This is a genomic window from Amycolatopsis sp. FDAARGOS 1241 (assembly GCF_016889705.1).
Taxonomy (GTDB): domain Bacteria; phylum Actinomycetota; class Actinomycetes; order Mycobacteriales; family Pseudonocardiaceae; genus Amycolatopsis.
Window position 1 is genome coordinate 6,955,001 of sequence record NZ_CP069526.1, and the last position, 23,998, is coordinate 6,978,998.

19 protein-coding genes, 1 tRNA gene and 1 pseudogene (1 of these 21 only partly in view) are annotated in these 23,998 nt (G+C 70.6%); 8 read left to right on the top strand and 13 right to left on the bottom strand.

Going from position 1 to position 23,998, the window contains the following annotated elements; genetic code table 11:
• The 3 genes from I6J71_RS33910 to I6J71_RS33920 all read right to left on the bottom strand — a co-directional run.
• On the bottom strand, positions 1-1,471 hold the 5' portion of the coding sequence (locus tag I6J71_RS33910) for an MFS transporter (RefSeq protein ID WP_204090575.1). Its footprint begins 5 nt before the window's first position; the window shows 1,471 of its 1,476 coding nt (coding positions 1-1,471); the start codon lies at positions 1,469-1,471; its stop codon lies off the left edge, out of view.
• On the bottom strand, positions 1,471-5,058 hold the full coding sequence (gene dnaE / locus I6J71_RS33915) for a DNA polymerase III subunit alpha (protein ID WP_204090576.1): 3,588 nt from the start codon (positions 5,056-5,058) through the stop codon (positions 1,471-1,473). The genes I6J71_RS33910 and dnaE overlap by 1 nt, the downstream gene beginning before the upstream one ends.
• 113 nt (positions 5,059-5,171) lie before the next feature.
• Complete coding sequence (locus tag I6J71_RS33920; RefSeq protein ID WP_204090577.1) at positions 5,172-5,420, bottom strand: hypothetical protein; 249 nt, start codon at positions 5,418-5,420, stop codon at positions 5,172-5,174.
• A 224-nt stretch (positions 5,421-5,644) separates the two neighbouring features.
• On the opposite strand from I6J71_RS33920, the gene I6J71_RS33925 reads away from it, so the two are divergent.
• The 3 genes and pseudogenes from I6J71_RS33925 (at position 5,645) to I6J71_RS33935 (ending at position 8,597) form a co-directional block, all read left to right on the top strand.
• Entirely contained in the window at positions 5,645-6,316 is a 672-nt protein-coding gene (locus I6J71_RS33925; protein WP_204097371.1) for a FadR/GntR family transcriptional regulator, read from the top strand.
• Between the two features lie 22 nt (positions 6,317-6,338).
• Positions 6,339-6,914, top strand: a pseudogene (locus tag I6J71_RS33930) (asparaginase); the annotation flags it as partial.
• A 60-nt stretch (positions 6,915-6,974) separates the two neighbouring features.
• Complete coding sequence (locus I6J71_RS33935; protein ID WP_204090578.1) at positions 6,975-8,597, top strand: CocE/NonD family hydrolase; 1,623 nt, start codon at positions 6,975-6,977, stop codon at positions 8,595-8,597.
• Here the strand turns inward: I6J71_RS33935 and I6J71_RS33940 are convergent.
• Positions 8,587-9,354, bottom strand: coding sequence for a metallophosphoesterase (locus I6J71_RS33940; RefSeq protein WP_204090579.1), 768 nt, complete (start codon positions 9,352-9,354; stop codon positions 8,587-8,589). The two genes, I6J71_RS33935 and I6J71_RS33940, sit on opposite strands and share 11 nt — an antisense overlap.
• 5 nt (positions 9,355-9,359) lie before the next feature.
• Complete coding sequence (locus I6J71_RS33945; protein WP_204090580.1) at positions 9,360-9,983, bottom strand: GntR family transcriptional regulator; 624 nt, start codon at positions 9,981-9,983, stop codon at positions 9,360-9,362.
• 45 nt (positions 9,984-10,028) lie between these two features.
• Between I6J71_RS33945 and I6J71_RS33950 the strand changes: the two genes are divergently transcribed.
• On the top strand, positions 10,029-11,234 hold the full coding sequence (locus I6J71_RS33950; RefSeq protein WP_204090581.1) for an aminotransferase class V-fold PLP-dependent enzyme: 1,206 nt from the start codon (positions 10,029-10,031) through the stop codon (positions 11,232-11,234).
• Here the strand turns inward: I6J71_RS33950 and I6J71_RS33955 are convergent.
• Entirely contained in the window at positions 11,213-12,352 is a 1,140-nt protein-coding gene (locus I6J71_RS33955; protein ID WP_204090582.1) for an acyl-CoA dehydrogenase family protein, read from the bottom strand. The two genes, I6J71_RS33950 and I6J71_RS33955, sit on opposite strands and share 22 nt — an antisense overlap.
• A 36-nt stretch (positions 12,353-12,388) precedes the next feature.
• Positions 12,389-12,853: a MarR family winged helix-turn-helix transcriptional regulator gene (locus I6J71_RS33960; protein ID WP_204090583.1), complete on the bottom strand. Its 465-nt coding sequence runs from the start codon at positions 12,851-12,853 to the stop codon at positions 12,389-12,391.
• Between I6J71_RS33960 and I6J71_RS33965 the strand changes: the two genes are divergently transcribed.
• Complete coding sequence (locus I6J71_RS33965; RefSeq protein ID WP_370542009.1) at positions 12,831-13,571, top strand: carboxymuconolactone decarboxylase family protein; 741 nt, start codon at positions 12,831-12,833, stop codon at positions 13,569-13,571. The two genes, I6J71_RS33960 and I6J71_RS33965, sit on opposite strands and share 23 nt — an antisense overlap.
• Here I6J71_RS33965 and I6J71_RS33970 read toward each other — a convergent pair.
• The 4 genes from I6J71_RS33970 to I6J71_RS33985 all read right to left on the bottom strand — a co-directional run bounded on the left by I6J71_RS33970 (position 13,534) and on the right by I6J71_RS33985 (position 16,008).
• Complete coding sequence (locus I6J71_RS33970; protein ID WP_204090584.1) at positions 13,534-14,187, bottom strand: hypothetical protein; 654 nt, start codon at positions 14,185-14,187, stop codon at positions 13,534-13,536. The genes I6J71_RS33965 and I6J71_RS33970 overlap by 38 nt on opposite strands.
• A 734-nt stretch (positions 14,188-14,921) precedes the next feature.
• A tRNA-Val gene (locus I6J71_RS33975) sits at positions 14,922-14,993 on the bottom strand.
• Between the two features lie 44 nt (positions 14,994-15,037).
• Entirely contained in the window at positions 15,038-15,499 is a 462-nt protein-coding gene (locus tag I6J71_RS33980) for a peroxiredoxin (RefSeq protein ID WP_204090585.1), read from the bottom strand.
• Positions 15,500-15,573: 74 nt separating this feature from the next.
• Positions 15,574-16,008 (bottom strand): DUF3052 domain-containing protein, encoded by a 435-nt coding sequence (locus I6J71_RS33985; RefSeq protein WP_204090586.1) that lies wholly within the window; start codon positions 16,006-16,008, stop codon positions 15,574-15,576.
• A 419-nt stretch (positions 16,009-16,427) separates the two neighbouring features.
• Here I6J71_RS33985 and aceE point away from each other — a divergent pair, with 419 nt between their 5' ends.
• From aceE to I6J71_RS34000, 3 genes are all read left to right on the top strand, one after another.
• A complete protein-coding gene (gene aceE, locus I6J71_RS33990) occupies positions 16,428-19,223 on the top strand; it encodes a pyruvate dehydrogenase (acetyl-transferring), homodimeric type (RefSeq protein WP_204090587.1) in 2,796 nt (931 codons plus the stop codon).
• Positions 19,224-19,356: 133 nt separating this feature from the next.
• A complete protein-coding gene (locus I6J71_RS33995; protein ID WP_204090588.1) occupies positions 19,357-20,568 on the top strand; it encodes an alpha-hydroxy acid oxidase in 1,212 nt (403 codons plus the stop codon).
• A gap of 174 nt (positions 20,569-20,742) precedes the next feature.
• Positions 20,743-22,356: an L-lactate permease gene (locus I6J71_RS34000; RefSeq protein WP_204090589.1), complete on the top strand. Its 1,614-nt coding sequence runs from the start codon at positions 20,743-20,745 to the stop codon at positions 22,354-22,356.
• On the opposite strand, the gene I6J71_RS34005 is transcribed toward I6J71_RS34000, so the two are convergent.
• Together I6J71_RS34005 and I6J71_RS34010 are read right to left on the bottom strand one after the other, a co-directional pair.
• On the bottom strand, positions 22,337-22,972 hold the full coding sequence (locus I6J71_RS34005) for a nicotinamide mononucleotide transporter family protein (protein ID WP_204090590.1): 636 nt from the start codon (positions 22,970-22,972) through the stop codon (positions 22,337-22,339). The two genes, I6J71_RS34000 and I6J71_RS34005, sit on opposite strands and share 20 nt — an antisense overlap.
• A gap of 131 nt (positions 22,973-23,103) precedes the next feature.
• A complete protein-coding gene (locus I6J71_RS34010) occupies positions 23,104-23,943 on the bottom strand; it encodes a hypothetical protein (RefSeq protein WP_204090591.1) in 840 nt (279 codons plus the stop codon).
• Positions 23,944-23,998: the final 55 nt, after the last annotated feature.

The following is a 23,998-nucleotide window of genomic DNA, read 5'->3' on the forward strand; positions in this document are numbered from 1 at the left end:
GTCGGTGAACATCGGCGGCACGTACCGCCGCCTCGTGCGCCTCGGTTCGAGCCGCTCGCACGCGTCGTGCGCGCAGCTCCAGGATCGCCAGCAGCAGCGCGACGCACGTCAGGCCCGCCGAGCAGCACATCGCGATGGTGAGCGCGTGGGAGTAGTTCCGGTCCGACGCCACGACCGACGACTGGAACACCGTCGCCAGCACCGCCGTGCCGATCGCCGTACCGATGCGCTGCCCCGTCTGCAACGCGCCGCCGGCCGCACCCGCCATGGTCGTGGGCACGCACTCCAGCGTCAGCGTGGTGTTCGGCGAAATCACCATGCCGCCACCGATCCCGCCGAGCAGCAACGGCAGCGCGACCGCCCAGCCCGCGGCCGACGGCGGCACGAACTCCACCACCACCGCGATCACCAGCAACGCGAAGGCCACCAGGCTCAGGCCCGTGACCGACAGCCTGCGGCCGAACCGCGGCACCAGCCGTCCCGCGACGGCGGCCGACACGGCCGAACCGAGCGCAAAAGGGGTCACCGACAGCCCGGACTGCAGCGGCGTGTACCCGAGGCCCAGCTGGAAGAACAGCGCGAACACCAGCCAGATGCCGGCGAACCCGCAAAAGTACAGCGCCCCGACCGCGGCGCCGGCCGCATACCCCGGCGTGCCCGTGAACAGCCGGATGTCGAGCAGCGGCGCCCGCCCTCTTGCCACCACGCGGCGCTCCCACCGCACGAACCCCGCGAAGCACACCGCCGCGATCGGGAAGAGCCACCACAGGCTCTTCAGGCCGCCTTGCGCCGCCTCCACGAGCGGCAGCAAAACACCCAGGACCGCGATCGCCAGCAGCAGGATCCCCACGACGTCGATCTCGGACCGCAGCCGGGTCCCGCGCCGCTCGGTCTCCGGCAGGAGGCGCAACGCGAGCCCGAACGCCAGCGCGCCGACGGGCACGTTCACGTAGAACACCCAGCGCCAGCCACCCGGATCGCCGAACACCGCCAAGATGACGCCGCCGAGCACCGGGCCGATGGCGGTGGAGATCCCGACCACCGCGCCGAACACGCCGAACGCGCGCCCACGTTCGTCGCCGCGGAACAGGTCCTGGATCAGGCCGCTGTTCTGCGGCGTGAGGAAACCCGCGGCGCAGCCCTGCGCGAGCCGCGCCACCACCAGCGTCGCCGGGTCCTGCGCCGCGCCCGCCGCCGCGCTGGTGGCGACGAACGCGGCCAGCGAGAAGAGGAACACCCGCCGCCGGCCCAGCGCGTCGCCGAGCCGCCCGCCGGTGACGAGCACCAGGCCGAACGTGAGTGCGTAGCCGGACACCACCCACTGGATCGTGCCGCTGCCCGTGTTCAGACCCCGCTGCATCGCCGGCAAGGCCGTGTTGACGATGCTGACGTCGAGCAGGGTCATGAAACCGGCCGTCAACGTGACTGCGAGGGCACGCCACCGGCGCGGGTCCGGCACGTACTCCGGCATCAGGTGTTGGCGGTGATCCCGGGGATGCCCTTCAGTTCACCGATGAGCATCGAGCTGACCTTCACCGGATAATCGTAAAGCGCGAAGACCGTCTGGTTCTTGCCGACGAGTTTCAGGTGCACCGGGGTCTCGCCCTTGTGTGCCAGCAGCGTCGACTTCAGCTCGCTCACCACGGACTGGTCGATCTTCTCGGCCGCGGCCAGCAGCATCAGCGGTGGTTCCTCGTCGGCGTTGCCGACCTCGGACAGGTCGAGTGGCACGAGTCCGCCGCCGAACACCGACATCTTGTCCTCGCGCCAGTTGACCCGGCCCTTGACCAGCACGGCGTTGTCCTCGACGAGGTCCGCAGCGAACATCGAGTACGCCTTGGCGAAGAACAGCACCTCGAGGGCGGCGTCCATGTCCTCGACCGTGCAGATCGCCCAGGGCTCGCCCTTCTTGTTCACGCGCCGCTCCAGCGAGGTGAGCAGGCCCGAGATCACGACCTCACCCTCCTTCGGCGGGTCGGCGAGCAGCGCGGCGATCGGCTTGGGCGCGTGCTTGCGCAGGATGCGCTCGGCTCCGTCGAGCGGGTGCGCGGACACGTAGAGGCCCAGCATCTCCCGTTCGTAGGCGAGCATCTGCTTGCGCGGGTACTCCTCCTCGCCGAACTTCAGGTGCGCCAGTGGCGAGGACGACGGCGCCGCCTCGGCCGCACCGTCCTCTCCGCCGAACGAGCCGAACAGGTCGAACTGGCCCATCGCCTCCTGGCGCTTGAGCGGCACCACGGCTTCCACCGCGTCCTCGTGCACCTGGATCATCGACAGTCGCGTGTGCCCCATCGAGTCGAACCCGCCGGCCTTGATCAGCGACTCGATGACCCGCTTGTTGCAGGCCACCAGCTCCGACTTGTCGAGGAACTCCGTGAACGAGGCGTACTTGCCCTTGTCCTCGCGGGTCTTGATGATCGACTCGACGACGTTGGCGCCGACGTTGCGGACGGCACCCAGGCCGAAGCGGATGTCGTCCCCGACGGCCGCGAACCGCAGGGCCGACTCGTTGACGTCCGGCGGCAGCACCTTGATGCCGAGCCGGCGGCACTCCGACAGGTAGATCGCCGACTTGTCCTTGTTGTCACCCACGGACGTGAGCAGTGCGGCCATGTACTCCGGCGTGTAGTTCGCCTTCAGGTACGCGGTCCAGTACGCGATCAGGCCGTACGCGGCGGCGTGGGACTTGTTGAACGCGTAGCCGGCGAACGGGAGGATCGTGTCCCACAGCGCCTTGACCGCTTCGGGCGAGAAGCCGCCGGGCCGCAGGTCACTGGCCCGCATGCCCTCCTCGAAGCCCTCGTACTCCTTCTCGAGGACTTCCTTCTTCTTCTTGCCCATCGCCCGGCGGAGCGTGTCCGCTCGGCCCATCGTGTAGCCCGCGACCTTCTGCGCGATCTGCATGATCTGCTCTTGGTACACGATCAGGCCGTAGGTCTCGGCCAGGATCTCGCGCAGCGGCTCTTCGAGCTCCGGGTGGATCGGCTTGACCTTCTGCCGGTTGTTCTTGCGGTCGGCGTAGTCGTTGTGCGCGTTCATGCCCATCGGGCCGGGGCGGTACAGCGCCAGCACCGCGACGATGTCCTCGAACCCGGTCGGGAGCATGCGGCGCAGCAGGTCGCGCATCGCGCCACCGTCGAGCTGGAACACACCGAGCGTGTCACCGCGGCCCAAGAGCTTGTACGCCTCGGGGTCGTCGAAGCCGAGCCGGTCGAGGTCGATCTCCTCGCCGCGGTTGGCCTTGATGTTGGCCAGCGCGTCGCCGATGACGGTGAGGTTGCGCAGGCCCAGGAAGTCCATCTTCAGCAGGCCGATGTTCTCGCACGAGGGGTAGTCCCAGCCCGTGATGATCGAGCCGTCATCGCGCTGCCACACCGGGATCGCGTCGGTCAGCGGCTCGCTGGACATGATGACCGCACAGGCGTGCACGCCGGCGTTGCGGATCAGGCCTTCGAGCCCGCGGGCGGTGTCGAAGATCGTCTTGCACTCCTCGTCGGTCTCGACGAGGGCGCGGACCTCCGCCGCTTCGGCGTAGCGTTCGTGCTTCGAGTCGACGATGCCGGACAGCGGGATGTCCTTGGCCATGATCGGCGGCGGCAGCGCCTTCGAGATCTTGTCGGCGATCGAGTAGCCCGGCTGCCCGAAGTGCACGCGGGCCGAGTCCTTGATCGCCGCCTTGGTCTTGATGGTGCCGAAGGTGATCACCTGGGCCACGCGGTCGGCGCCGTACTTCTCCGTGGCGTAGCGGATCATCTCGCCGCGGCGACGGTCGTCGAAGTCGATGTCGATGTCGGGCATCGACATGCGCTCGGGGTTGAGGAACCGTTCGAACAGCAGCTTCTGCGGGATCGGGTCGAGGTTCGTGATGCCCAGCGCGTACGCGACGAGCGCGCCGGCCGCGGAACCACGGCCGGGGCCGACCAGGATGCCGACCTCACGCGCGTGCTGGATGAGGTCGGCGACGATGAGGAAGTAGGCCGGGAAGCCCTTCTGCTCGATGACGCCGAGCTCGTAGTCGCAGCGCTCTTCGTAGCCGTCCGGGATGCCCTCGGGGAAGCGCCACTTCAGGCCCTCGGCCACCTGGTGGCGCAGCCACGTCGCCTCGGTGTGGCCCTCGGGCACGTCGAAGACCGGCATCCGGTCCTTGTGCGAGTAGACGTCTTCGTAGGACTCGACGCGCTCGGCGATCAGCAGCGTGCTGTCGGCCGCGCCGGGGACCTCCTTGTCCCAGTACTCACGCATCTCCGCGGCGGACTTGAGGAAGTAGCCGTCGCCGTCGAACTTGAAGCGGGTGGGGTCGTTGAGCGTCTTGCCCGCCTGCACGCACAGCAGCGCCGAGTGGGTATCGGCCTGGTCCTTGGTGACGTAGTGCGAGTCGTTGGTCGCCAGCGGCTTGAGGTCGAGCAGAGAGCCGATCTCGAGCAGTCCCTCGCGCACCGACCGCTCGATCGGCAGGCCGTGGTCCATCAGCTCGAGGAAGAAGTTGTCGGCGCCGAAGATGTCCTTGTAGTCCGACGCGGCCTGGATCGCGGCCTCGCGCTGGCCCAGCCGCAGGCGCGTCTGCACCTCGCCCGACGGGCAGCCCGTGGTGGCGATGATGCCGCTCGCGTTCTCGGCGATCAGCTCGCGGTCCATGCGCGGCTTGCGGTAGTAGCCCTGGATCGAGGCGAGCGACGAGAGCTTGAACAGGTTTCGCAGGCCGGTGGCGTTGGCCGCCAGCATCGTCATGTGGGTGTAGGCACCGCCGCCGGAGACGTCGCCGCCCTCACCGAATTCGTCCGAGCCGCGCTGGCTGGCCTGCCCCCAGAACACCGGCTTCTTGTGGAAGCGGCTCTCCGGCGCGATGTAGGCCTCGATGCCGATGATCGGCTTCAGGCCGTGCTTCTTGGAGGTCTGGTAGAACTCGTCGCCGCCGTACATGTTGCCGTGGTCGGTCATGCCCACCGCGGGCATGCCCAGCCGCGCCGCCTCGGCGAACAAGGGGCCGATCTTCGCCGCACCGTCGAGCATCGAGTACTCGGTGTGGACGTGCAGGTGGACGAAGGAATCGTTCGACACCAGCGAAAACCTCCCCTAGGCAGACGGTTTCCCGGTTGTTGCTGCGGCGCGGCCCGGGGTCATCCACCCTAGTCCGCGCTCGCGGTGTGCGGGTCGGTAGGGATCCTCTCTCTTCACCCGCCCGCCGCGCCCGCCGACATGCCGCGCGCCGGGGCGGAAACCTTCGCGGGGGTGATCACCACGGCCGGGCCGGCACGCGGGGTGAGCGACGCGGCGGCGTGGCCGTGACTGCCGCTCGAGTTCCAGGCGAAGACGAGCAGCAGAAGGAGCGCGATCGCCACGACGCCGGCGACGAGGGCGCAGCCGAGCACCGCGGCGGGACTCGCCTGCCGGGGCGGATCGGGACGGCGGTCGTCGGGCACATCGAGGATCGTCGCACGCGGGACCGACAAAACCGGACGCTTCGGCCCTCGGCCGCGGAGCGTGAACACGACCACAACGCCCGGCGATTCCGCAGCCCAGGTGGCCTCCGGCGCCGGGTGCGGCGCCCGTCACTTGACACCGCCCGGACGGGGGCTTCACGATCGCGACCATGAACCTGTCTGACAGCCAGACAGCCGGACAGGGCCCTCGCCGCGTGAGCGCCATGGAGGCGGTGCTGGCACACCTGCGCCGTGCGATCGAGAGCGGCGAGTACGCGGTCGGCGACAAGCTGCCGTCCGAGGCGGCGCTGAGCAAGGAGTTCGAGGTCAGCCGGTCGGTGATCCGCGAGGCGCTGCGCGGGCTGCAGGCGCTCGGGCTCACGGTCTCGCGCACCGGCAAGGGCACGTTCGTCACCGAGCCCGGGCCCGCCGAGCACCCCACGTTCGGCGGCTACTCGGCGCGCGACCTCGTCGAGGTCCGCCGCCACGTCGAGATCCCCGTCGCGGGCTACGCGGCCCGGCGCCGCGACGGCGAGCTGCTCGGCCTGCTTCGCCAGCTGGCCGAGCGGATGGAGCTCGAGCCGGACGACACCGCGTGGGTCGCGCTCGACTCGCTCTTCCACGTCACCATCGCGCAGGCCTCGGGCAATCCCGCCTTCGCCAAGGTCATCGAGGAAATCCGCGACGCGCTGGCCCGCCAGTCGGCGTTCCTCAACCAGCTGGGCGGGCGCCGCGCGGAGTCGAACGCGGAGCACCGGCGGATCGTCACGGCGATCACCGAGGGCTCCGAAGAGGCGGCCGTGGCCGCGATGACGACGCACCTGGCGCACGTCGAGCAGGCATTGACCGCGATCATGCGGCCGGGCCGCACGGCGAAGCAGAGCAGGAACCACTGACCACCGTGAAAGCAAAGACCAGCACCGCGTTCGCCGAGGCGGAAGCTGCTCGGGCAAGCACGCCGCGCTGCTCGCCACCTGCCGTGAGCACGGCTGGGACCCGCGCACGTACCTCGATCGCGCGCACCCGCTGCAGCGCGCGATCCGCGGCACCGTCGAAGACCTCACCGGACAGCCCGTCCCGCACGTCGCCGTCGACGGGTGCGGCGCGCCCCTGTTCGCACTGTCGCTGCGCGGGCTGGCGCGGGCCGCGTCGAGGCTGGCCACCGCCGCGCCCGGCACGCCGGAAAGCCTGGTGGCACAAGGGATCCGGCAGCACCCCGACCTCGTCGCCGGCACCCGCCGCGACGTCACCGCGCTGATGCGGGCCGTGCCCGGCCTGCTGGCGAAGGACGGGTTCGAGGCGGTGCAGCTGGCCGCGCTGCCCGACGGCACGGCGGTGGCGGTGAAAATCGCGGACGGCGGTGACCGCGCGCGGCCCGCGGTGCTCGCGGCGGCGCTGGCCCGCTGCGGGGTGGCCGCCGAGGCGCTCGAACCGTTCATCGACCCGGCGTTGCGGGTCACCGGGGAGCTGGCGAGCCGGCCGCGCGCCGCGTGACCCCGGTCACGGAGCGCGGGTAGCTTCGGAGGCGTCCAGCTCGGTGAAAGGGGTAAACCAGTGCTGAACCGCATCGCCGATCTCCTGCTCGGGCTCCCGAAGGCCGAAGGCCCGGCGCCCGTCGCCACGAAGGGTCTGCGGATCCCGATGCCCGACGGTGTCCACCTGGTCGCGGACCGGTACACGCCCGCCGGGCTGCAGTCGGGGCCGGTCGTGCTGATCCGCACGCCGTACGGCCGCACGGGTCCGCTCGCCGCGCTGTTCGGCAGCACCTTCGCGCGCCAGGGCCTGCAGACGGTGGTGCAGAGCACGCGTGGCACGTTCGGCTCGGCAGGCGAGTTCCGGCCGTTCCACCTCGAACGCGAGGACGGCGTCGCCACCGCCGAGTGGCTGCGCGCGCAGCCGTGGTGCGACGGGCGGCTCGCGACGGCCGGGGCGAGTTACCTCGGCCACACGCAGTGGGCACTCGGTCCCTACCTCGATCCGCCGCTCGAGGCGATGGCGCTCGCCGTGACGGCTTCGGAGTTCGTCACCACGTTCTACCCGGGCGGCGTGCTCGCGGCCGACAACATGGTGTCGTGGTCGGCGATGATCGGCCGTCAGGAGGAACGGTTCGCGGCGCTGCCGAACCCGCTGCAGACGCGCAAGACCCGCGTCGCGATGGGGCGCCTGCCGATCAACTCCGCCGACGTCGCCGCGATCGGCAAGCAGGTGCTGTTCCTGCGCGACGTGACCACCCACGCCGAGCCGGGCGACGAGTACTGGGCGATGTCCGACCACAGCGCCGAGGTCGCCGGCCTGACCACACCGGTGAGCATGGTGACCGGGTGGTACGACCTGTTCATCTCCAGTCAACTGCGCGACTTCCGCACGCTGCAGGACGCGGGGCACCGCCCGCGGATCACGATCGGGCCGTGGGCCCACGGCGACCCGGCGAGCCTGCGGGTCACCGTGCAGGACCAGATCGGGTTCCTGCGTGCGCACCTGCTGGACGACGGCGCGCAGCTGCAGCGCTCCCCCGTGCGCCTGTACCTGCAGCAGGCCGCGACGTGGCTCGACTTCGACGCGTGGCCACCCGAATCGACGCCCACGGACTCCCATCTGCGCCCCTTTGGCGGGCTCGGCGAGGCGCCCGGCGAAGCACGGCCGTCGACGTTCACCTACGACCCCGCCGACCCGACGCCCGCCGTCGGCGGGCCGCTGCTGATGGGCAAGAACCGCCAGCAGGACAACAACGCGGTCGAGGCGCGCGACGACGTGCTCGTATTCACCGGCGAGCCCCTGATCGCGGACCTCGACGTGATCGGCGAAGCCGGCGCGACGGTGTACGTGCGCACCGAACTCGGCCACGCGGACGTGTACGTGCGCATCTGCGACGTCGACCAGGGCGGGCGCTCCCGCAACGTCACCGACGGAATCCTGCGGCTGCGCCCCGGCGTGCCCGAAGCCGACGCCGACGGGATCGTGGAGGTCGCGGTCCCGCTCGACCCGACGGCCTATCGCTTCCGCCGCGGCCACCGGCTGCGCGTGCAGGTCGCGGGTGGCGCGTTCCCGCGGTTCGCCCGCAACCACGGCACCGGCGAACCGGTCGCGAGCGCCGTCGACGGCAAGCCGAACCGGTTCGAGGTCTTCCACGACGCGGCGCACCCGTCGCGGGTCACGCTGCCGGTCTTCAGCCGTTGAAGGGAACCTCTCGCAGGTGACTGGTGACGCGACCGTCGTCGTGCAGCACGTGCAGCAGGACCGACGGCGGCCGGTCGAAGTCCAGCGGGCCGCCCTCGGCCCAGCCGCGGTCCGCACCGCGCTCGACGGGCAGCAGGGAGCCGGAGACCACACCCGGCGCGATGCGCACCGGCACGCCGGCGAACGTCGTGGCGGCGCCCGTGTGGACGTGGCCGCACAGCACGGCGGCCACCTGCGGATGGCGGCGCAGGACCCCGGCGAGGCGGTCTTCGCCGGTCTGGCGGATGGCGTCCACGAGCGGGATGCCCACCTCCAGCGGCGGGTGGTGGAACGCGACGAAGGCGGGTCCGGCGTGCGCGGCGAGCGCTTCGTCGAGCCAGGCCAGCGTGGAGTCTTCGAGATAACCCGCGCCCTTGCCGGGGATCGTCGAATCGCACAGGGCGAGGAGAACGCCGTCCACGTCCTTGGCCACGTTCACCGCGGCGGCGCTCGCCGGTTCGCCGAGCAGAGACTCGCGGAACGCCTCGCGCAGGTCGTGGTTGCCGGGGCAGGTGAGCACGGGCGCCGGGTACGCGAGCAACTCGGCCGCGCGCCGGTACTCCTCCGGCAGGCCGTGGTCGGCGATGTCACCCGTGACGAGCACGGCCTCCACCGGCCGGGCGAGGTTCCGCAGCCAGCCCAGCACCGCCGCGGCGCGGGCGTCGGCGCGCTCGCCGCCGTCGAGGTGGAGGTCGGACAGGTGCGCGAAGACCTTCATGCCCTTCAGCTCCGTTCGAGGTAAGCCAGTGCCTTGACCCAGTTGCGGACGAGCAGCGCCGCGGCGCCCGGCACGTCGCCGGACCGCAGCGCGCCGGCGATCCCGCGGTGCTCGGCGATGCTCTCGGCCGTGCGCGCGGCGCCGCCGAAGTACGCGGATTCGTAGCGCTTCAGCAGCGGTTTCGTCTGCTCGATCAAGCGCATCAGGTGCGGGTTCCCGCAGCGCGACAGCAGCAATGCGTGCCAGCGATCGTCCACAGCGGACAGATCGCCCGCCGGGGGCAGGGCCGCCATCTCGTCGGTCACCGCGTCGAGCGCGTCGGGCAACGCGGCCAGGTCGAGCGGCGACGTCCAGCGCAGCGCGAGCGACTCGAGCTCCGCGACGAGCGGGTAGAGCCGCCGGGCCTCGTCCGGGTCGAGCGGGGCGACGAGGAAACCGCGTCCGGGCGCGGCGACGAGCAGCCCGCGGTCGGCGAGCCCGATCAGCGCCTCGCGTAACGGGGTCCGGCTCACGCCGAGTTCGCGTGCGAGGTGCACTTCGTTGATCCGGGAGCCTGCGGCGAGCCGGCCGTCGAGCACTCGCGCCGTGATCTCCTCGATGAGTTCACCGCGCAGCAAGCGCTTGGTCATGATCGCAGTATTGCATACGGATGATCTCTACTGTATTCAGTTCGCATGCCCAGTATTCAGCCCGTCGACGTGGCCCGCGCCCGCGCCGAGACGCCCGGCTGTACCGGCGTCGTCCACTTCAACAACGCCGGCTCGGCGCTCCCGCCGGCCCTCGTGACCGACACGATGGTCGACTACCTGCGAGCCGAGGCGCTGGTCGGCGGCTACGAGGCCGCCGCGGCCACGGCCGAGCGCAGCGCCGCCGTGTACACGTCCATCGCGCGGCTGATCAACGCCGAGCCCGAGGACATCGCCATCACGGACAACGCGACGCGCTCGTGGCAAGCGGTGTTCTACGCACTGCGGTTCGGCACGGGCGACCGGATCCTGACCTCGCGCGCCGAGTACGCGAGCAATGCGATCGCCTACCTCCAGATCGCGCGCCGCACCGGGGCGCGCGTCGAGGTCGTCGCCGACGACGAAACCGGGCAGCTGGACGTGGCCGACCTGCGGCGGCTGATCGACGAGCACGTGAAGCTCATCGCCGTGAGCCACGTGCCGACGCAGGGTGGCCTCGTGAACCCGGCCGAGGAGATCGGCGCGGTCGCGCGCGAAGCCGGCATCCCGTTCCTGCTCGACGCGTGCCAATCGGCCGGGCAGCTCGACCTCGACGTCGAGCGGCTGCAGTGCGACGCGCTGTCGGCCACCGGCCGCAAGTACCTGCGCGGGCCGCGCGGCACCGGCTTCCTGTACGTGCACCCGCGGCTGCGCGAGCGGCTCGAACCGGCGACGCTCGACCTGCACTCGGCCAGCTGGGAAGCGCCGGACGAGTACGTGGTCGACCCGACGGCGAAGCGGTTCGAAGTCTGGGAACGCGACCACGCCGCCGTGCTCGGGCTCGGGGCGGCCGTCGACTACGCGCTCGAATGGGGCCTGTCGGCGATCGAAGCCCGCGTCGGCGCGCTGGCGGCGACGCTGCGCGGGCGGCTGGGCGAGATCGAAGGGGTGCAGGTGCACGACGTCGGCGCGCGCAAGTGCGGACTGGTGTCGTTCAGCCTCGACGGACTCGGCTCCGAGCAGGTGATGCGCACGCTCGCGGCCGCGAAGATCAATACGAGCGTGACCCACGCGACCTCGGCGCAGTACGACTTCACCGCGCGGCACCTGCCCGCCCTCGTGCGCGCGTCGGTGCACTACTACAACACCGACGACGAGATCGATCTGCTGACGAGCGAGGTCGCCAAGCTGGCTCAGGAATCGCGCAGCAGCTGACGCGCGATCACGAGCTTCTGGATCTCGCTGGTGCCCTCGTAGATGCGGAACAGGCGCGCGTCGCGGTAGATCCGCTCCACGGTCACGCCGCGGAGGTAGCCCGCACCGCCGTGCACCTGCACCGCGCGGTCGGCGACGCGACCGAGCATCTCGGTGCAGAACAGCTTCGCCGACGACGGGCCGAGCCTGCGGTCCTCACCCGATTCGTACGCCTCGGCGGCCGCGTGCACCATCGCGCGCCCGGCCGCCAGCTCGGCGTGCGACTCGGCGAGCAGCGCCTGCACGAGCTGGTAGTCACCGATCGGGCGGCCGCCCTGGCGAGCGGTCCGCGCGTACTCCACGGCTTCGCCCAGCGCTCGTTCGGCCATGCCCACGCACAGTGCCGCGATGTGGAGCCGGCCGCGCGCGAGCGACGCCATCGCGATGCCGAAGCCCTTGCCCTCCTCACCGACGAGGTGCCGCGCCTGGACCTCGACGTCGTCGAAGAACACCTCGGCCGTCCAGGCGCCGGCCTGGCCCATCTTCCGGTCGTGCGGGCCGACGGTGACGCCCGGCGCGTCCGAAGGCACGAGCAGCGCCGAGATGCCGTGGCTGCCGGTGCTGTCGGGTTCGGTGCGGGCGAAGACCAGGAAGACGTCGGCGAGCGGCGCGTTGGTGATGAAGCGCTTGACGCCGGTGAGCCGGTAGCCGCCGTCGACGGGAACCGCGCGGCTGGTGAGCCCGCTCGGGTCGGAACCGGCCTCGGCCTCGGTGAGCGCGAACGACGCGACGGCCTCGCCCGCGGCCAGCCGCGGCAGCCAGTGCTCCCGCTGCTGCGGCGTGCCGTAGGCGACGATCGCCTGGCCCGCGATGCCGTTGTTGGTGCCGAAGAGCGAGCGGAACGCGGGTGTCGTGTAGCCGAGTTCGATCGCGAGCCGCACGTCCTCGGACATGCCCAGGCCGAGCCCGCCGAACTCCTCCGGCAAGGCGAAGCCGAACAGGCCCAGCCCGGCGGCCTTCTCGCGGATCGCGGCGGGGATCTCGTCGCGTTCGTCGATCTCCGCCTCGCGCGGCACGACCTCCTTGCGCACGAACTCGCGCACGGCCGCCAGCACCTGGCCGAAGTCGTCGGCGTCCACCCGGACCTCCTCACTGTTGACTGCTCGCCAGTCACGCTACCCGGCGAACCACCCCGCGACGTCGAGCCCGAAACCGGTTTCCCCGACCACCGCGCGGAGATCGGCTTCGAGCGCGCGGACGCGGCCGGCTCCCAGCTCGCGCACCCACCGGGTCCGCAGGTCGTCGAAGATCGCGGCAGACCTGGCGAGCGCGTCGACGCCCCTTGGCGTGAGGCGCACGAGCTTGCGGCGGGCGTCCTCGGGGTCGTCCGCGCGCTCGGCGTACCCGAGCGACTCGAGCCGGTCGACGGTTTTGCCCGCGGCCTGCTTCGAGACGCCGAGGCGCTTGCCGAGCTCCGACGCGCTCACGCCGCGCCGGCCGATGGCCTGCATCGCGAAGCCGTAGGCGGGCCGCACGTCGGGGTACCCCTGCCGCGCGAGCTCGGCGTGCAGGTCGTCGATCAGCGTGCGGAAGCCCGCGAACAGCAGCAACGGCAGCGTGAAGCCGGGCGCGTCAGCCATGCCGCTTGCCAAACTCGACAACCAAGTTTACGGTTTCGACAACCACATTGACTATTTTACCGGAGACTCCCGTGTCGCACTTCCCCGACCACACCGTCGACTCCGCCCCACCCGCCGCCCGTCGGGCCATGACGGCGACCGCCGAGCATTCGGCTCGCTGCCCGCAGCCGTCGCGCGCCTGGCGACGTCACCGGAGCTGCTGAACGGCTTCCTGCGGCTCAGCGCGCTGTTCGAATCGACGACGCTGGACCCGCTCGAGCGCGAAACCCTCATCCTCACCGTGGCGGCACGCAACCGCTGCCACTTCTGGGTCGCCCTGCACACGGCCCGGCTGCTCAGCGTCGGCGGCTCCGCCGAACTCGTGGCGGCGCTGCGCTCGGAGTCACCGTTGCCGGTCCCGCGTCTCGAAGCGGTGCGACGCTTCGCGCTCACGGTCCTCGCCACGGCCGGCGGAGTGCCGGCGGCCGACCTGGACACGTTCCTGGCCGCGGGGTACACGCCGCAGCAGGCGTTGGAAGTCGTGCTCGGGATCGCGACCTACACGCTGTCGACGTTCGCGAACCGGCTCGTCGACAGACACCCTGCACCCGATCCTGGCCGAGCACGAGTGGACGGCGGCCTGACTTTCCTCGGTCTGGTTGCGGTGGGCCCACGCTCGTGGAGGCGTGGGCCCACCGAACTCACGCCTTCGTCAGTGTCACCACCGTGGTGTCGCTGACGGACACATTGGTGTTGTAGTTCGGGTCGAGAGCCGTCGCCCGGGTGACGACCTCGGCCTGACCTTTCTGGAACGGCGTGGTACCGATCGGATCCACCACCACCTGCCACGGCGCCGCCGCGCCCGGCGTGCACGGGACCTGCGTGCTGTACGAGCCGCGGATGATCACATTGTGCTTGACCTGCGTGGCTGTACCCGACAACGTGACCGTCGCCGGCTCGGTGCACTCGAGGGTGCCGGTCAGGCCGGCCTTGCCGTTGAGCGTGCTCGCAGTGCCCGAGGTCGCCACCTTCAGACCGATCCCCAGCTCCGCGGGCGCCGGCGGGTTGGTGAGGTGCACTTCGCCCCGCGCCGCGGTGGCGCCGTTCTCGCAATGCTGCTCGAACGTCGCGTCGAACTCCTGCACGTAGCCACTCGGTCCGAACACAGCGTTCTCGACGGTGAAGGTGCTGGTGCTCTCGTTACAGCCGCGGCCGTTGCCGGTCAGCGAGAACCCGGGCGCCTGCAGCGGCTGGAACGGATAGCGCAGCGCGCCGGCGTAGGTGCCGGGCGCGAGCGCGGTGCCGCGCGGCGCGGCGAAATCGGCGCTCCAGTTGTCGCCATTGGCACCGGACACGGAGATGCCGACGTAGTCGTCCGCTTCGCTCGCGTTGACGGTCAGCCGATCGTTCGCAGCGGTGTCGTACGCATAGGACTGGCCTCCACTGATCCAGTCGCCCGAGTCGCCGCTGACGCGAACGTCGCCTTGTCGACGGTCTGCGCGCTCGCCGGAACCGCGACCGCCGTCACGGCCGCGGCGGCGAACGCCAGCACCGCCGCGGCTCTGCCGGCCAGTTTCACCGAGTGCATGGCTTCTCCCCCTTCGTAGTGGACGAAACTTGCTGACGGCTTCTCGGCCGATCCGTTCGGTTCGTTACCCACGAAAGGGTGACGGCCCGTCACGAGAGCCGTCACAAAACCCGCTGGCCCAGGTCATGCCGGGCTCGAGCCGTGAACAAGCGTTCGAGACGCTTCGGAAGATCACCCGTTCGCCGCAGCGTTCGACGTATCCAGGGCCCCCTTCGGCGCTCCTGACACATGTTCGCCCTTGGCGGGGGCGCGCCGGCCGGGCTTGTCGAGGGGGCAGGCCCGGCCGGGGGCGCCGGGCGCCCCGGGTGGGAGCCCGCCGCGAGATCGGTCGCTCGTGCCCGGGTTGCGTGCCTCGCGGATCGCGTACGCCGCGGCAACCAGGTGCCCATGACGCCGAGGACGGTGCCGACGACTGGCAGGCCAGCGATCGCGGCGGTCGAGGACGGGTGGAGCAGCGCTCGATAGCCGGCCGATCGCCGGGCGGTGTCGAAGGGCGAAGGGTGGGCGCAGCAGGGTTCGAACCTGCGACCGCTCGGGTGTAAGCCGAGTGCTCTTCCGCTGAGCTATGCGCCCCGGGACGGGACCCGGCGACGAGGCCGGGTCCCGCCGGGAGAACGTCAGGCCAGTTCGGCGATGGCCTTCTTCCACGCCGACTGGTCGCGGGCCTCGCCGGGCTGGTTGACCTCCGCGAAGCGCACCACACCGTCGGTGTCGATGAGGAAGGTGCCCCGCAGGGCCATGCCGGCCTTGTCGTTGAAGACGCCGTAGGCCTGCGCCACGGCGCCGTGCGGCCAGAAGTCCGACAGCAGCGGGAACTGGTAGCCCTGCTGCTCCGCCCACACCTTCAGCGAGAAGACCGCGTCGACGGAAACGCCCAGGACCTGGACGCCCTTGGTGTCGTAGTCGGCGAACTCGTCGCGCAGCTGGCACAGCTCGCCGGTGCAGGTCCCGCTGAACGCGAACGGGAAGAAGACCAGCAGCACCGGCTTGTCGCCCTTGAACGACGACAGCGTGACGGGCTGCTTGTTGTAGTCGTTGAGGGTGAAGTCAGGGGCTGGTGAACCGACCTCGACGGCCATACCGGCGAATCCTCTCCAGAGCGAACACGAACGTGCGCCGACAACCCTATCGCGTCGGCGCCCGCGGCCCGGGTTCAGCGCTGCTTGGCCTTCGAGGACTTGGGCGACACCAGCCGCGTACCGAGCCAGTCGGCCCCCACGCTGATGTTCGCGGTCTGCGCCAGGCCGACCTGCGGCACGGCTTCGGCGATCTCGCTGGGCTCGACGTGTCCCGGCTGCCCCGTCTTCGGGGTCAGCACCCAGATCACGCCGTTCTCGTCCAGGGGCCCCCGGGCGTCGACCAGGGCGTCGCCGAGGTCGCCGTCGTCCTCGCGCCACCAGAGCAGCACGACGTCGATGACCTCCTGCGCGTCCTCGTCGAGGAGTTCAGCACCGATCTCCTCTTCGATCGCCGCGCGGACGTCTTCGTCGACGTCCTCGTCCCAGCCGATCTCCTGGACCACCATGTCCGGCTTGATGCCAAGCCTCTCGGCGACGCTGGCGCTGCCTGCGTCTCCCGCGGCGACCACTGCTTCCACTCCTCCAACTACGACGGAGCGTGGCGGTCGGCCGGCCCTCGGAGCCACCCCGGCCACCACACTCGGGTACACGGATGTCGATAGCGAACACTGGCGCGGCGCTGCGCGCAACCGTCCACACCGGATCTTTGACAAGTCGTGTCGCAGCGTAGAGGCCGCCCTGGGCCCTCGTGAGGCCCCGGGACGGGTGTCTGTGGGCAGTGTCCCACCACCCCGCGGAACGCCTCCTCTAGGGTTGTGGAGAAAGAAACGCGCGCGCGATACACCGCGCGCGGGGAGTGGTGCACTCGGGGCGACCCTTGTTACCGGGCAGTAGAGGTGACGGGAGCCGGGCCGGGGACGACGATGGGAATCGGCGAGCACTCCCGCCCAGCAGCTACAACGGCTACAACCAGCTACAAGGAGACCCCTTGGCCCCGCAGAACGACGGCGCCTCCGGCAAGGAGACCCCGGCACGCGTACGCGTCATCCGTGACGGACTCGCGGCGCACCTGCCCGACATCGACCCGGAGGAGACCGCCGAATGGCTGGACTCCTTCGACGAGGCGCTGGCCAGGGGTGGCCAGCAGCGCGCCCGGTACCTGATGCTGCGCATCCTCGAGCGCGCCCGCGAGCGCAACGTCGGCGTACCCGCCCTCACGTCCACGGACTACGTCAACACCATCCCCACGGAGAACGAGCCGTGGTTCCCCGGCGATGAGGAGATCGAGCGCCGGTACCGCCGCTACATCCGGTGGAACGCGGCGATCATGGTGCACCGCGCCCAGCGCCCCGGTGTCGGCGTCGGCGGGCACATCTCGACGTACGCGTCGTCGGCCGCGCTGTACGAGGTGGGCTTCAACCACTTCTTCCGCGGCAAGGACCACTCCGGCGGCGGTGACCAGATCTTCTTCCAGGGCCACGCCTCCCCCGGCATGTACGCCCGCGCGTTCCTCGAGGGCCGGCTGTCCGAGCGGCAGCTCGACGGCTTCCGCCAGGAGTACAGCCACGCCGGCGAGGGCGGCGGCCTGCCCTCGTACCCGCACCCGCGGCTGATGCCGGAGTTCTGGGAGAACCCGACGGTGTCGATGGGCCTCGGCCCGATGAACGCGATCTACCAGGCGCGGTTCAACCGCTACCTGCGCGACCGCGGCATCAAGGACACCACCGACCAGCACGTGTGGGCATTCCTCGGCGACGGCGAGATGGACGAGCCGGAATCGCGCGGCCTCATCCACGTGGCCGCCGGCGAGGGCCTCGACAACCTGACCTTCGTGATCAACTGCAACCTGCAGCGGCTCGACGGCCCGGTGCGCGGCAACGGCAAGATCATCCAGGAGCTCGAGTCGTACTTCCGCGGCGCGGGCTGGAACGTGATCAAGGTCATCTGGGGCCGCGAGTGGGACGCGCTGCTGTCCGCCGACCGCGACGGCGCCCTGGTCAACCTGATGAACGTGACGCCCGACGGTGACTACCAGACGTACAAGGCGAACGACGGCGCGTACGTCCGCGAGCACTTCTTCGGCCGCGACCCGCGCACCAAGGACCTGGTCAAGGACCTGTCCGACGCCGATATCTGGAACCTCAAGCGCGGCGGCCACGACTACCGCAAGGTGTACGCGGCGTACAAGGCGGCCATGGAGCACCACGGCCAGCCGACGGTGATCCTCGCCCACACCATCAAGGGCTACGGTCTCGGCCCGGCGTTCGAGGGCCGCAACGCCACGCACCAGATGAAGAAGCTCACACTCGACGACCTGAAGCTGTTCCGCGACGCCCAGCGCATCCCGATCAGCGACGCCGAGCTCGAGCGCGACCCGAAGCTGCCGCCGTACTTCCACCCGGGCCCCGACTCGCCCGAGATCGAGTACATGATCGGCCGCCGCAAGGCGCTGGGCGGCTACCTGCCGGAGCGCCGGCCGCGCAACGCCAAGGCGCTCGTGCTGCCTGGTGATAAGATCTACGAGGGCATCCGCAAGGGTTCGGGCAAGCAGGAGGTCGCCACGACGATGGCGTTCGTCCGGCTCGTGCGCGAACTCGCGAAGGACTCGGAGATCGGCAAGCGCGTCGTCCCGATCATCCCGGACGAGGCCCGCACCTTCGGGCTCGACTCGATGTTCCCGACGGCCAAGATCTACAACCCGCACGGCCAGACGTACACGTCGGTCGACGCGAGCCTGATGCTGGCCTACAAGGAGTCCGAGAAGGGCCAGCTGCTGCACGAGGGCATCAACGAGGCGGGTTCCACCGCGTCCTTCACGGCCGTCGGCACCTCGTACGCCACGCACGGCGAGCCGATGATCCCGATCTACATCTTCTACTCGATGTTCGGGTTCCAGCGGACCGGCGACGGCCTGTACGCGGCGGCGGACCAGATGGCGCGCGGCTTCGTGCTCGGCGCCACCGCGGGCCGCACCACGCTGACCGGTGAGGGTCTGCAGCACGCCGACGGGCATTCGCTGCTGCTGTCGGCGACCAACCCGGCGGTCGTGGCCTACGACCCGGCGTACTCGTTCGAGATCGCGCACATCGTCCGTGACGGCCTGCGGCGCATGTACGGCGAGACCGGGCCGCACGGCAACGGCGAGAACGTCTTCTACTACCTGACGGTCTACAACGAGCCGTACCAGCAGCCCGCCGAGCCGGAGAACCTCGACGTCGACGGCCTGCTCAAGGGCCTCTACAAGTACGCCGACGCCCCGGCGGGCGACGGCCCGGAGGCCCAGATCCTGGTCTCCGGCGTCACGATGCCCGACGCGCTCAAGGCCCAGCAGCTGCTGGCCGAGGAGTGGGGCGTGCGCGCCGCGGTCTGGTCGGCCACCTCATGGACCGAGCTTCGCCGCGAAGCCGTCGAGATCGACCACGACAACCTGCTCCACCCGGACGACAGCCCGCGCGTGCCGTACGTGACGCAGGCGCTGTCGGGGGTCAACGGTCCCGTCGTGGCGGTGTCGGACTGGATGCGCGCCGTGCCGGACCTCATCCGGCCGTGGGTGCCCACGGACATGCTCACGCTCGGCACCGACGGGTTCGGCTTTTCCGACACCCGCCCGGCCGCGCGGCGCAAGTTCCTCGTGGACGCCCAGTCGATCGTCGTCGGCGCCCTCACCGCGCTCGCGAAGCGCGGCGAGGTCGACCAGGCGAAGGTGGGTGAAGCGGTGCGCCGCTACCGTCTCGACGACGTCGCGGCCGCCGGGCCGCAGACCTCGGACTCGGGCAACGCGTAGGCGGTAGGTCGCAGCGGAACCCTCCGGGCTGGAAAATTGCCGGAGGGTTCCGCTGTTTCCGGGGCCCGCCCCAGCTAAGGTAGACGTCGGATGTATTGAGGCGTCTGTGGAGTTTCTGGAAGGGTGATGGAGCGTGACCCAGCGTCGCCTGCCGCGGCCGAGCGAACTGAAGCAGATCCTGCGGCCGAAGCCGATCGTGCTCAACCCGACCGACCGGCGGTTGTCCACCGCGCACACGATCGCCGACCTGCGGATGATCGGGCGCAAGCGCACGCCGCGCGCCGCGTTCGACTACACCGACGGAGCCGCGGAGCTGGAGGACAGCCTGCTGCGGGCGAGGCAGGCCTACCGGCGCGTGGAGTTCCACCCCAACGTGCTGCGCGGTGTGTCCGATGTGGACACCACGAAAACCGTGCTCGGCAAGACGTCGGCGCTGCCGTTCGGCTTCGCGCCCACCGGGTTCACGCGCATGATGCAGCACGAGGGCGAGCGCGCCGTGGGCCGCGTGGCGCAGCGCAACGGCATCCCGATGGGCCTGTCCACCATGGCGACCACCTCGATCGAGGATCTCGCCGCGGCCGCGCCCGAGGCGCGCAAGTGGTTCCAGCTCTACGTGTGGCGCGATCACGGCGCGGGCGAAGATCTGATGAATCGCGCGTGGGAGAACGGCTACGACACGCTTCTGCTCACCGTCGACACCCCGGTGGCCGGCGCCCGCATGCGCGACGTGCGCAACGGCCTCACCATCCCGCCTGCCCTCACGTTCAAGACCTTCGCCGACGGCGCCCTGCATCCCGCCTGGTGGTTCAACCTCCTGACCACTGAGCCGCTGAACTTCGCCTCGCTGAGCCACTTCGACGGCACCGTCGCCGAGCTGCTGGCCCAGCTCTTCGACCCGACGCTCGACTTCGACGACCTCGACTGGGTGCGCCGCACCTGGCCGGGGAAGCTCGTGGTCAAGGGCGTGCAGAACGTGGACGACGCCCGTGACGTCGTGAAGCACGGCGCCGACGGCGTGGTCCTGTCCAACCACGGCGGCCGCCAGCTCGACCGCGCGCCCACGCCGATCGAGCTGCTGCCCGCCGTTCTCGACGAGCTCCAGGGCGACGCCGAGGTGTGGGTCGACACCGGCATCCTTTCCGGCGGCGACATCGTGGCCGCGATCGCCCGCGGCGCCGACTTCGTGCTCGTCGGCCGCGCGTTCCTCTACGGGTTGATGGCGGGCGGCGAACGCGGTGTCCAGCGCTGCGTCGACATCCTGCGCACCGAACTCGTCCGGACCATGCAGCTGCTGGGTGTCCGGCGCGTCGAGGACCTGCGCCCCTCCCACGTCACCCTGCGCTGAACGGCGCACTGGATTCCCCCGGCGCGCGCAGCGCCGGTGGACAGAGTTCCGTCCGGGTTGGTCCAGACGTGCGACACGGGGTTGACGCCCCGGTGGACTTGTGACGAGGATCTCAGCCACCTCGTGAAAGGCTGTTTCCGCGATGCGGAACCAGCGGTCCCCCGGAGGTCCCCCGTGTTCGTGCAGGACCTGACCCCGCTCGGTGGTCTCGGGCTTTCCGCGCTGGTCGCGGTGGTGCCGCTGGCCGTGGTGCTGGTGTTGCTCGGCGTGGTCCGGACCAGAGCGCACCACGCCGCGCTGATCGGGCTCGTGGTGGCGCTCGTCGTGGGGATCGCCGTGTACGGGATGCCCGTGGGACAGGCGATTTCCGGTGCGCTGCAAGGCGCCGCGTTCGGGCTGTTCCCCATCCTGTGGATCGTGGTCAACGCGCTGTGGGTCTACCGGATCACCGTGCGCACCGGTCACTTCGACGTGCTGCGCCGCTCGTTCGGCCGGATCTCCGACGACCCGCGGCTGCAGGCGCTGATCATCGCGTTCTGCTTCGGCGCGCTGATGGAGGCGCTGGCCGGGTTCGGCGCGCCCGTGGCGATCAGCGCGGTGATGCTCGTGGCGGTGGGGTTCGGGCCCGTCCGCGCGGCTGTGGTGGCGCTCGTCGCGAACACCGCGCCGGTCGCTTTCGGTGCGATGGGCACCCCCGTGGTCACGCTCGCGCAGGTCACCGGGCTACCGCTGGAGCAGGTGTCGTCGATCGTCGGCCGGCAGACGCCGCTGCTCGCGCTGTTCGTGCCGCTGTTGCTGGTGATCATCGTCGACGGCAAGCGCGGGCTGCGGGAAACGTGGGTGCCGGCGCTGGTCTGCGGGCTCGCGTTCGGCGTGGTGCAGTTCCTCGCGTCGAACTTCGTGTCGCCGCAGCTGGCCGACATCGGCGCGGCGCTGGCCGGCGCGGCCGCGCTCGTGGCGCTGCCCATGACGCGGCGCGCGGTGCCCGAGGAGGTCCGCACGCAGGTGCTCACCGGCACGCGCACGGCGACGCTCGACCGGCCCGACGAGCGCACCGAGGTCGTGCGCGCCTACCTGCCGTACGCGCTGATCATCGTGATCTTCTCGCTCGCGCAGGTGCCGCCGATCAAGAAGGTGCTCGACGCGGCGACGTGGAAGTTCCACTGGCCCGGCCTCGACGTGCACGGACCGGACGGGAAGGCGGTGTCCGGCAACACGTTCTCGCTGCCGTTCCTCAACACCGGCGGCACGCTCGTGCTGATCGCCGGGCTGCTCACGATCGTCGCGCTCAAGGTCACCGCGGGCCCGGCCGGCGAGGAGTGGCTGGCGACGGTGAAGGAACTGCGGTTCGCGATCCTCACCGTGACAGGTGTGCTGGCGCTGGCGTACGTGATGAACCTGTCCGGTCAGACGAGCACGATCGGCACGTTCATCGCGGCGGCCGGTGCGGGGCTGGCGTTCCTCTCCCCCGTGCTCGGCTGGTTCGGCGTCGCGGTCTCGGGGTCGGACACCTCGGCCAACGCGTTGTTCGGCGCACTGCAGGTCACGGCTGCCCACCAGACGAACCTGCCCGCGGACCTCCTCGCGGCGGCCAACAGTTCCGGTGGCGTGCTCGGCAAGATGATCTCGCCGCAGAACCTCACGATCGCGTGCGTGGCCGCCAACCTGCCCGGGGAAGAGGGCAAGCTGCTGCGGAAGGTGCTGCCGTGGAGCGTGGGGCTGCTGCTGGTGATGTGCCTGATCGTGCTCGGGCAGAGCACACCGGTGCTCAGCTGGATGCTGCCGTGACCGCCCGCGCGGCGACGCGCTTGGCGGAGCGGTTCCACGTGCACCAGCCGTGCACCACCAGACCCGCGAAGACCACGTAGATCGCGGCGGAGAAGTACAGACCCGACGAGATCTGCAGCGGCACGCCGATCGCGTCGACCACCAGCCACACGCCCCAGAACTCGACGAGCCCCGCGCCCTGCGCCCCGAAGGCGACGAGCGTGCCCACGAAGATCGCTGCGTCCGGCCACGGCGCCCACGACGCGTGCAGCGCCTGCAGCACCAGCGCCATGCCGACCGTGCCGACGGCGAACGCGCCCAGCATGGCCCACCGCTCGACCGGCCGGGCGCTGCGCACGACCATCCCGTCGACGGGGTCCGCGCGGCGGCGCCACGCCCACCAGCCGTAGACCGAGATCAGCAGGATCGCGATCTGGCGGCCGGCCAGGCCACCGAGGTCGGCGGAGACGTACACCGAGAACAGGAGCACGGTCGCACCCACCTGCACGGGCCAGGTCCACACCGTTCTCCGGTCGGCCAGGAAAACCACCGCGAGCGCGAGCACCTGCCCGGCGAGCTCCGCGATCGAGATCCACTGGCCGAGCACCGTGATGCCGTGCCGCAGCAGGAAGTCCACGTCCGTACCCCTTCCGTCCACGGCCGCCGACACCGGGCGCACGGGCGGGATTCCCGTCGGTGTGAGTGCGATTACGCACACGGAGGCCCGGTGCCCTCCCGATGCACCGGGCCTCCGCGACCGCGCCGGCGTCAGCGGTCGACGCGGTTGAACCCGGCCGGTGGGGTCGGGGTGTCCGGGGTGATCTGCCCGTTCGCGGGCGGCCTGGTCTGGGTCGGCGCCTGCGGCGGCTGGGCGGCCGGTGTCGTTCGGGTGCTCTGCGCCGGCTGCGTGGCCTGCTGACCACCGACCTGCCTCCGGCCGCCCGCGCCGACCTGGCTCTGGAGGCTGGTCAACCAGCCGCCCCAGCGTTCCTGGGCGGGCTTGATCAGGCCGCCGCCGAAGCCGACGACGATGACGCCGCCGATGGTGGCGAGCACGGTGATGAGCACGGGGCCGGTGACGGCCGTCGCGATGTTGACCTGGCCCAGCGCGGCGATGATGCCGAACGCCATGATCAGCCAGTGGGAGATCGTGCCGAGCAGCCGTCCGGCCGGGCGGGTCGCCAGGGCCGAGGTCACGACGTCGCGCACGACCTTCGCGATGGCCGCGGCCACCACGACCAGCACGAGCGCCACGACGATCCGCGGCAGGAACGCGATGATGTCGTTGAGCAGCCGGCTGACCGGATTCGACTGGCCGAACACGCCGAAGGCCAGCTGGAGCGCGATCAGCAGAATGAAGTAGCAGACGAGTTTCACCAGCACCGTCGTGGCGTCGACATTCGCCTGTTTCATCATTCCGGTCAGGCCGGTCTTCTCCACCAGCCGGGAGAAACCGAGTTTTGCTAGCACCAGTGACAGCGCTTTGGACACCGCTTTCGCGATCAGCCAGCCGATCAGCAGGATGATCAGAAAACCGACGAGTTTCGGGACGAACGTGGCCACCAGATTCCAGGCCTGCCCGAGTCCGCCCTTCAGTTGCTCACCCACGCTGGCTCCCTTCCCGTGGATTCCGGCTGCGTCGCTGCACCGGCTGTCGATCAGG

Bases quoted from the DNA above. Each gene is read 5' to 3' on its own strand.
- I6J71_RS33925 (WP_204097371.1), top strand. From the start codon at position 5,645: ATGGAGGCGGTGCTGGCACACCTGCGCCGTGCGATCGAGAGCGGCGAG.
- I6J71_RS33940 (WP_204090579.1), bottom strand. From the start codon at position 9,354: ATGAAGGTCTTCGCGCACCTGTCCGACCTCCACCTCGACGGCGGCGAG.
- I6J71_RS33945 (WP_204090580.1), bottom strand. From the start codon at position 9,983: ATGACCAAGCGCTTGCTGCGCGGTGAACTCATCGAGGAGATCACGGCG.
- I6J71_RS33950 (WP_204090581.1), top strand. From the start codon at position 10,029: ATGCCCAGTATTCAGCCCGTCGACGTGGCCCGCGCCCGCGCCGAGACG.
- I6J71_RS33960 (WP_204090583.1), bottom strand. From the start codon at position 12,853: ATGGCTGACGCGCCCGGCTTCACGCTGCCGTTGCTGCTGTTCGCGGGC.
- I6J71_RS33980 (WP_204090585.1), bottom strand. From the start codon at position 15,499: ATGGCCGTCGAGGTCGGTTCACCAGCCCCTGACTTCACCCTCAACGAC.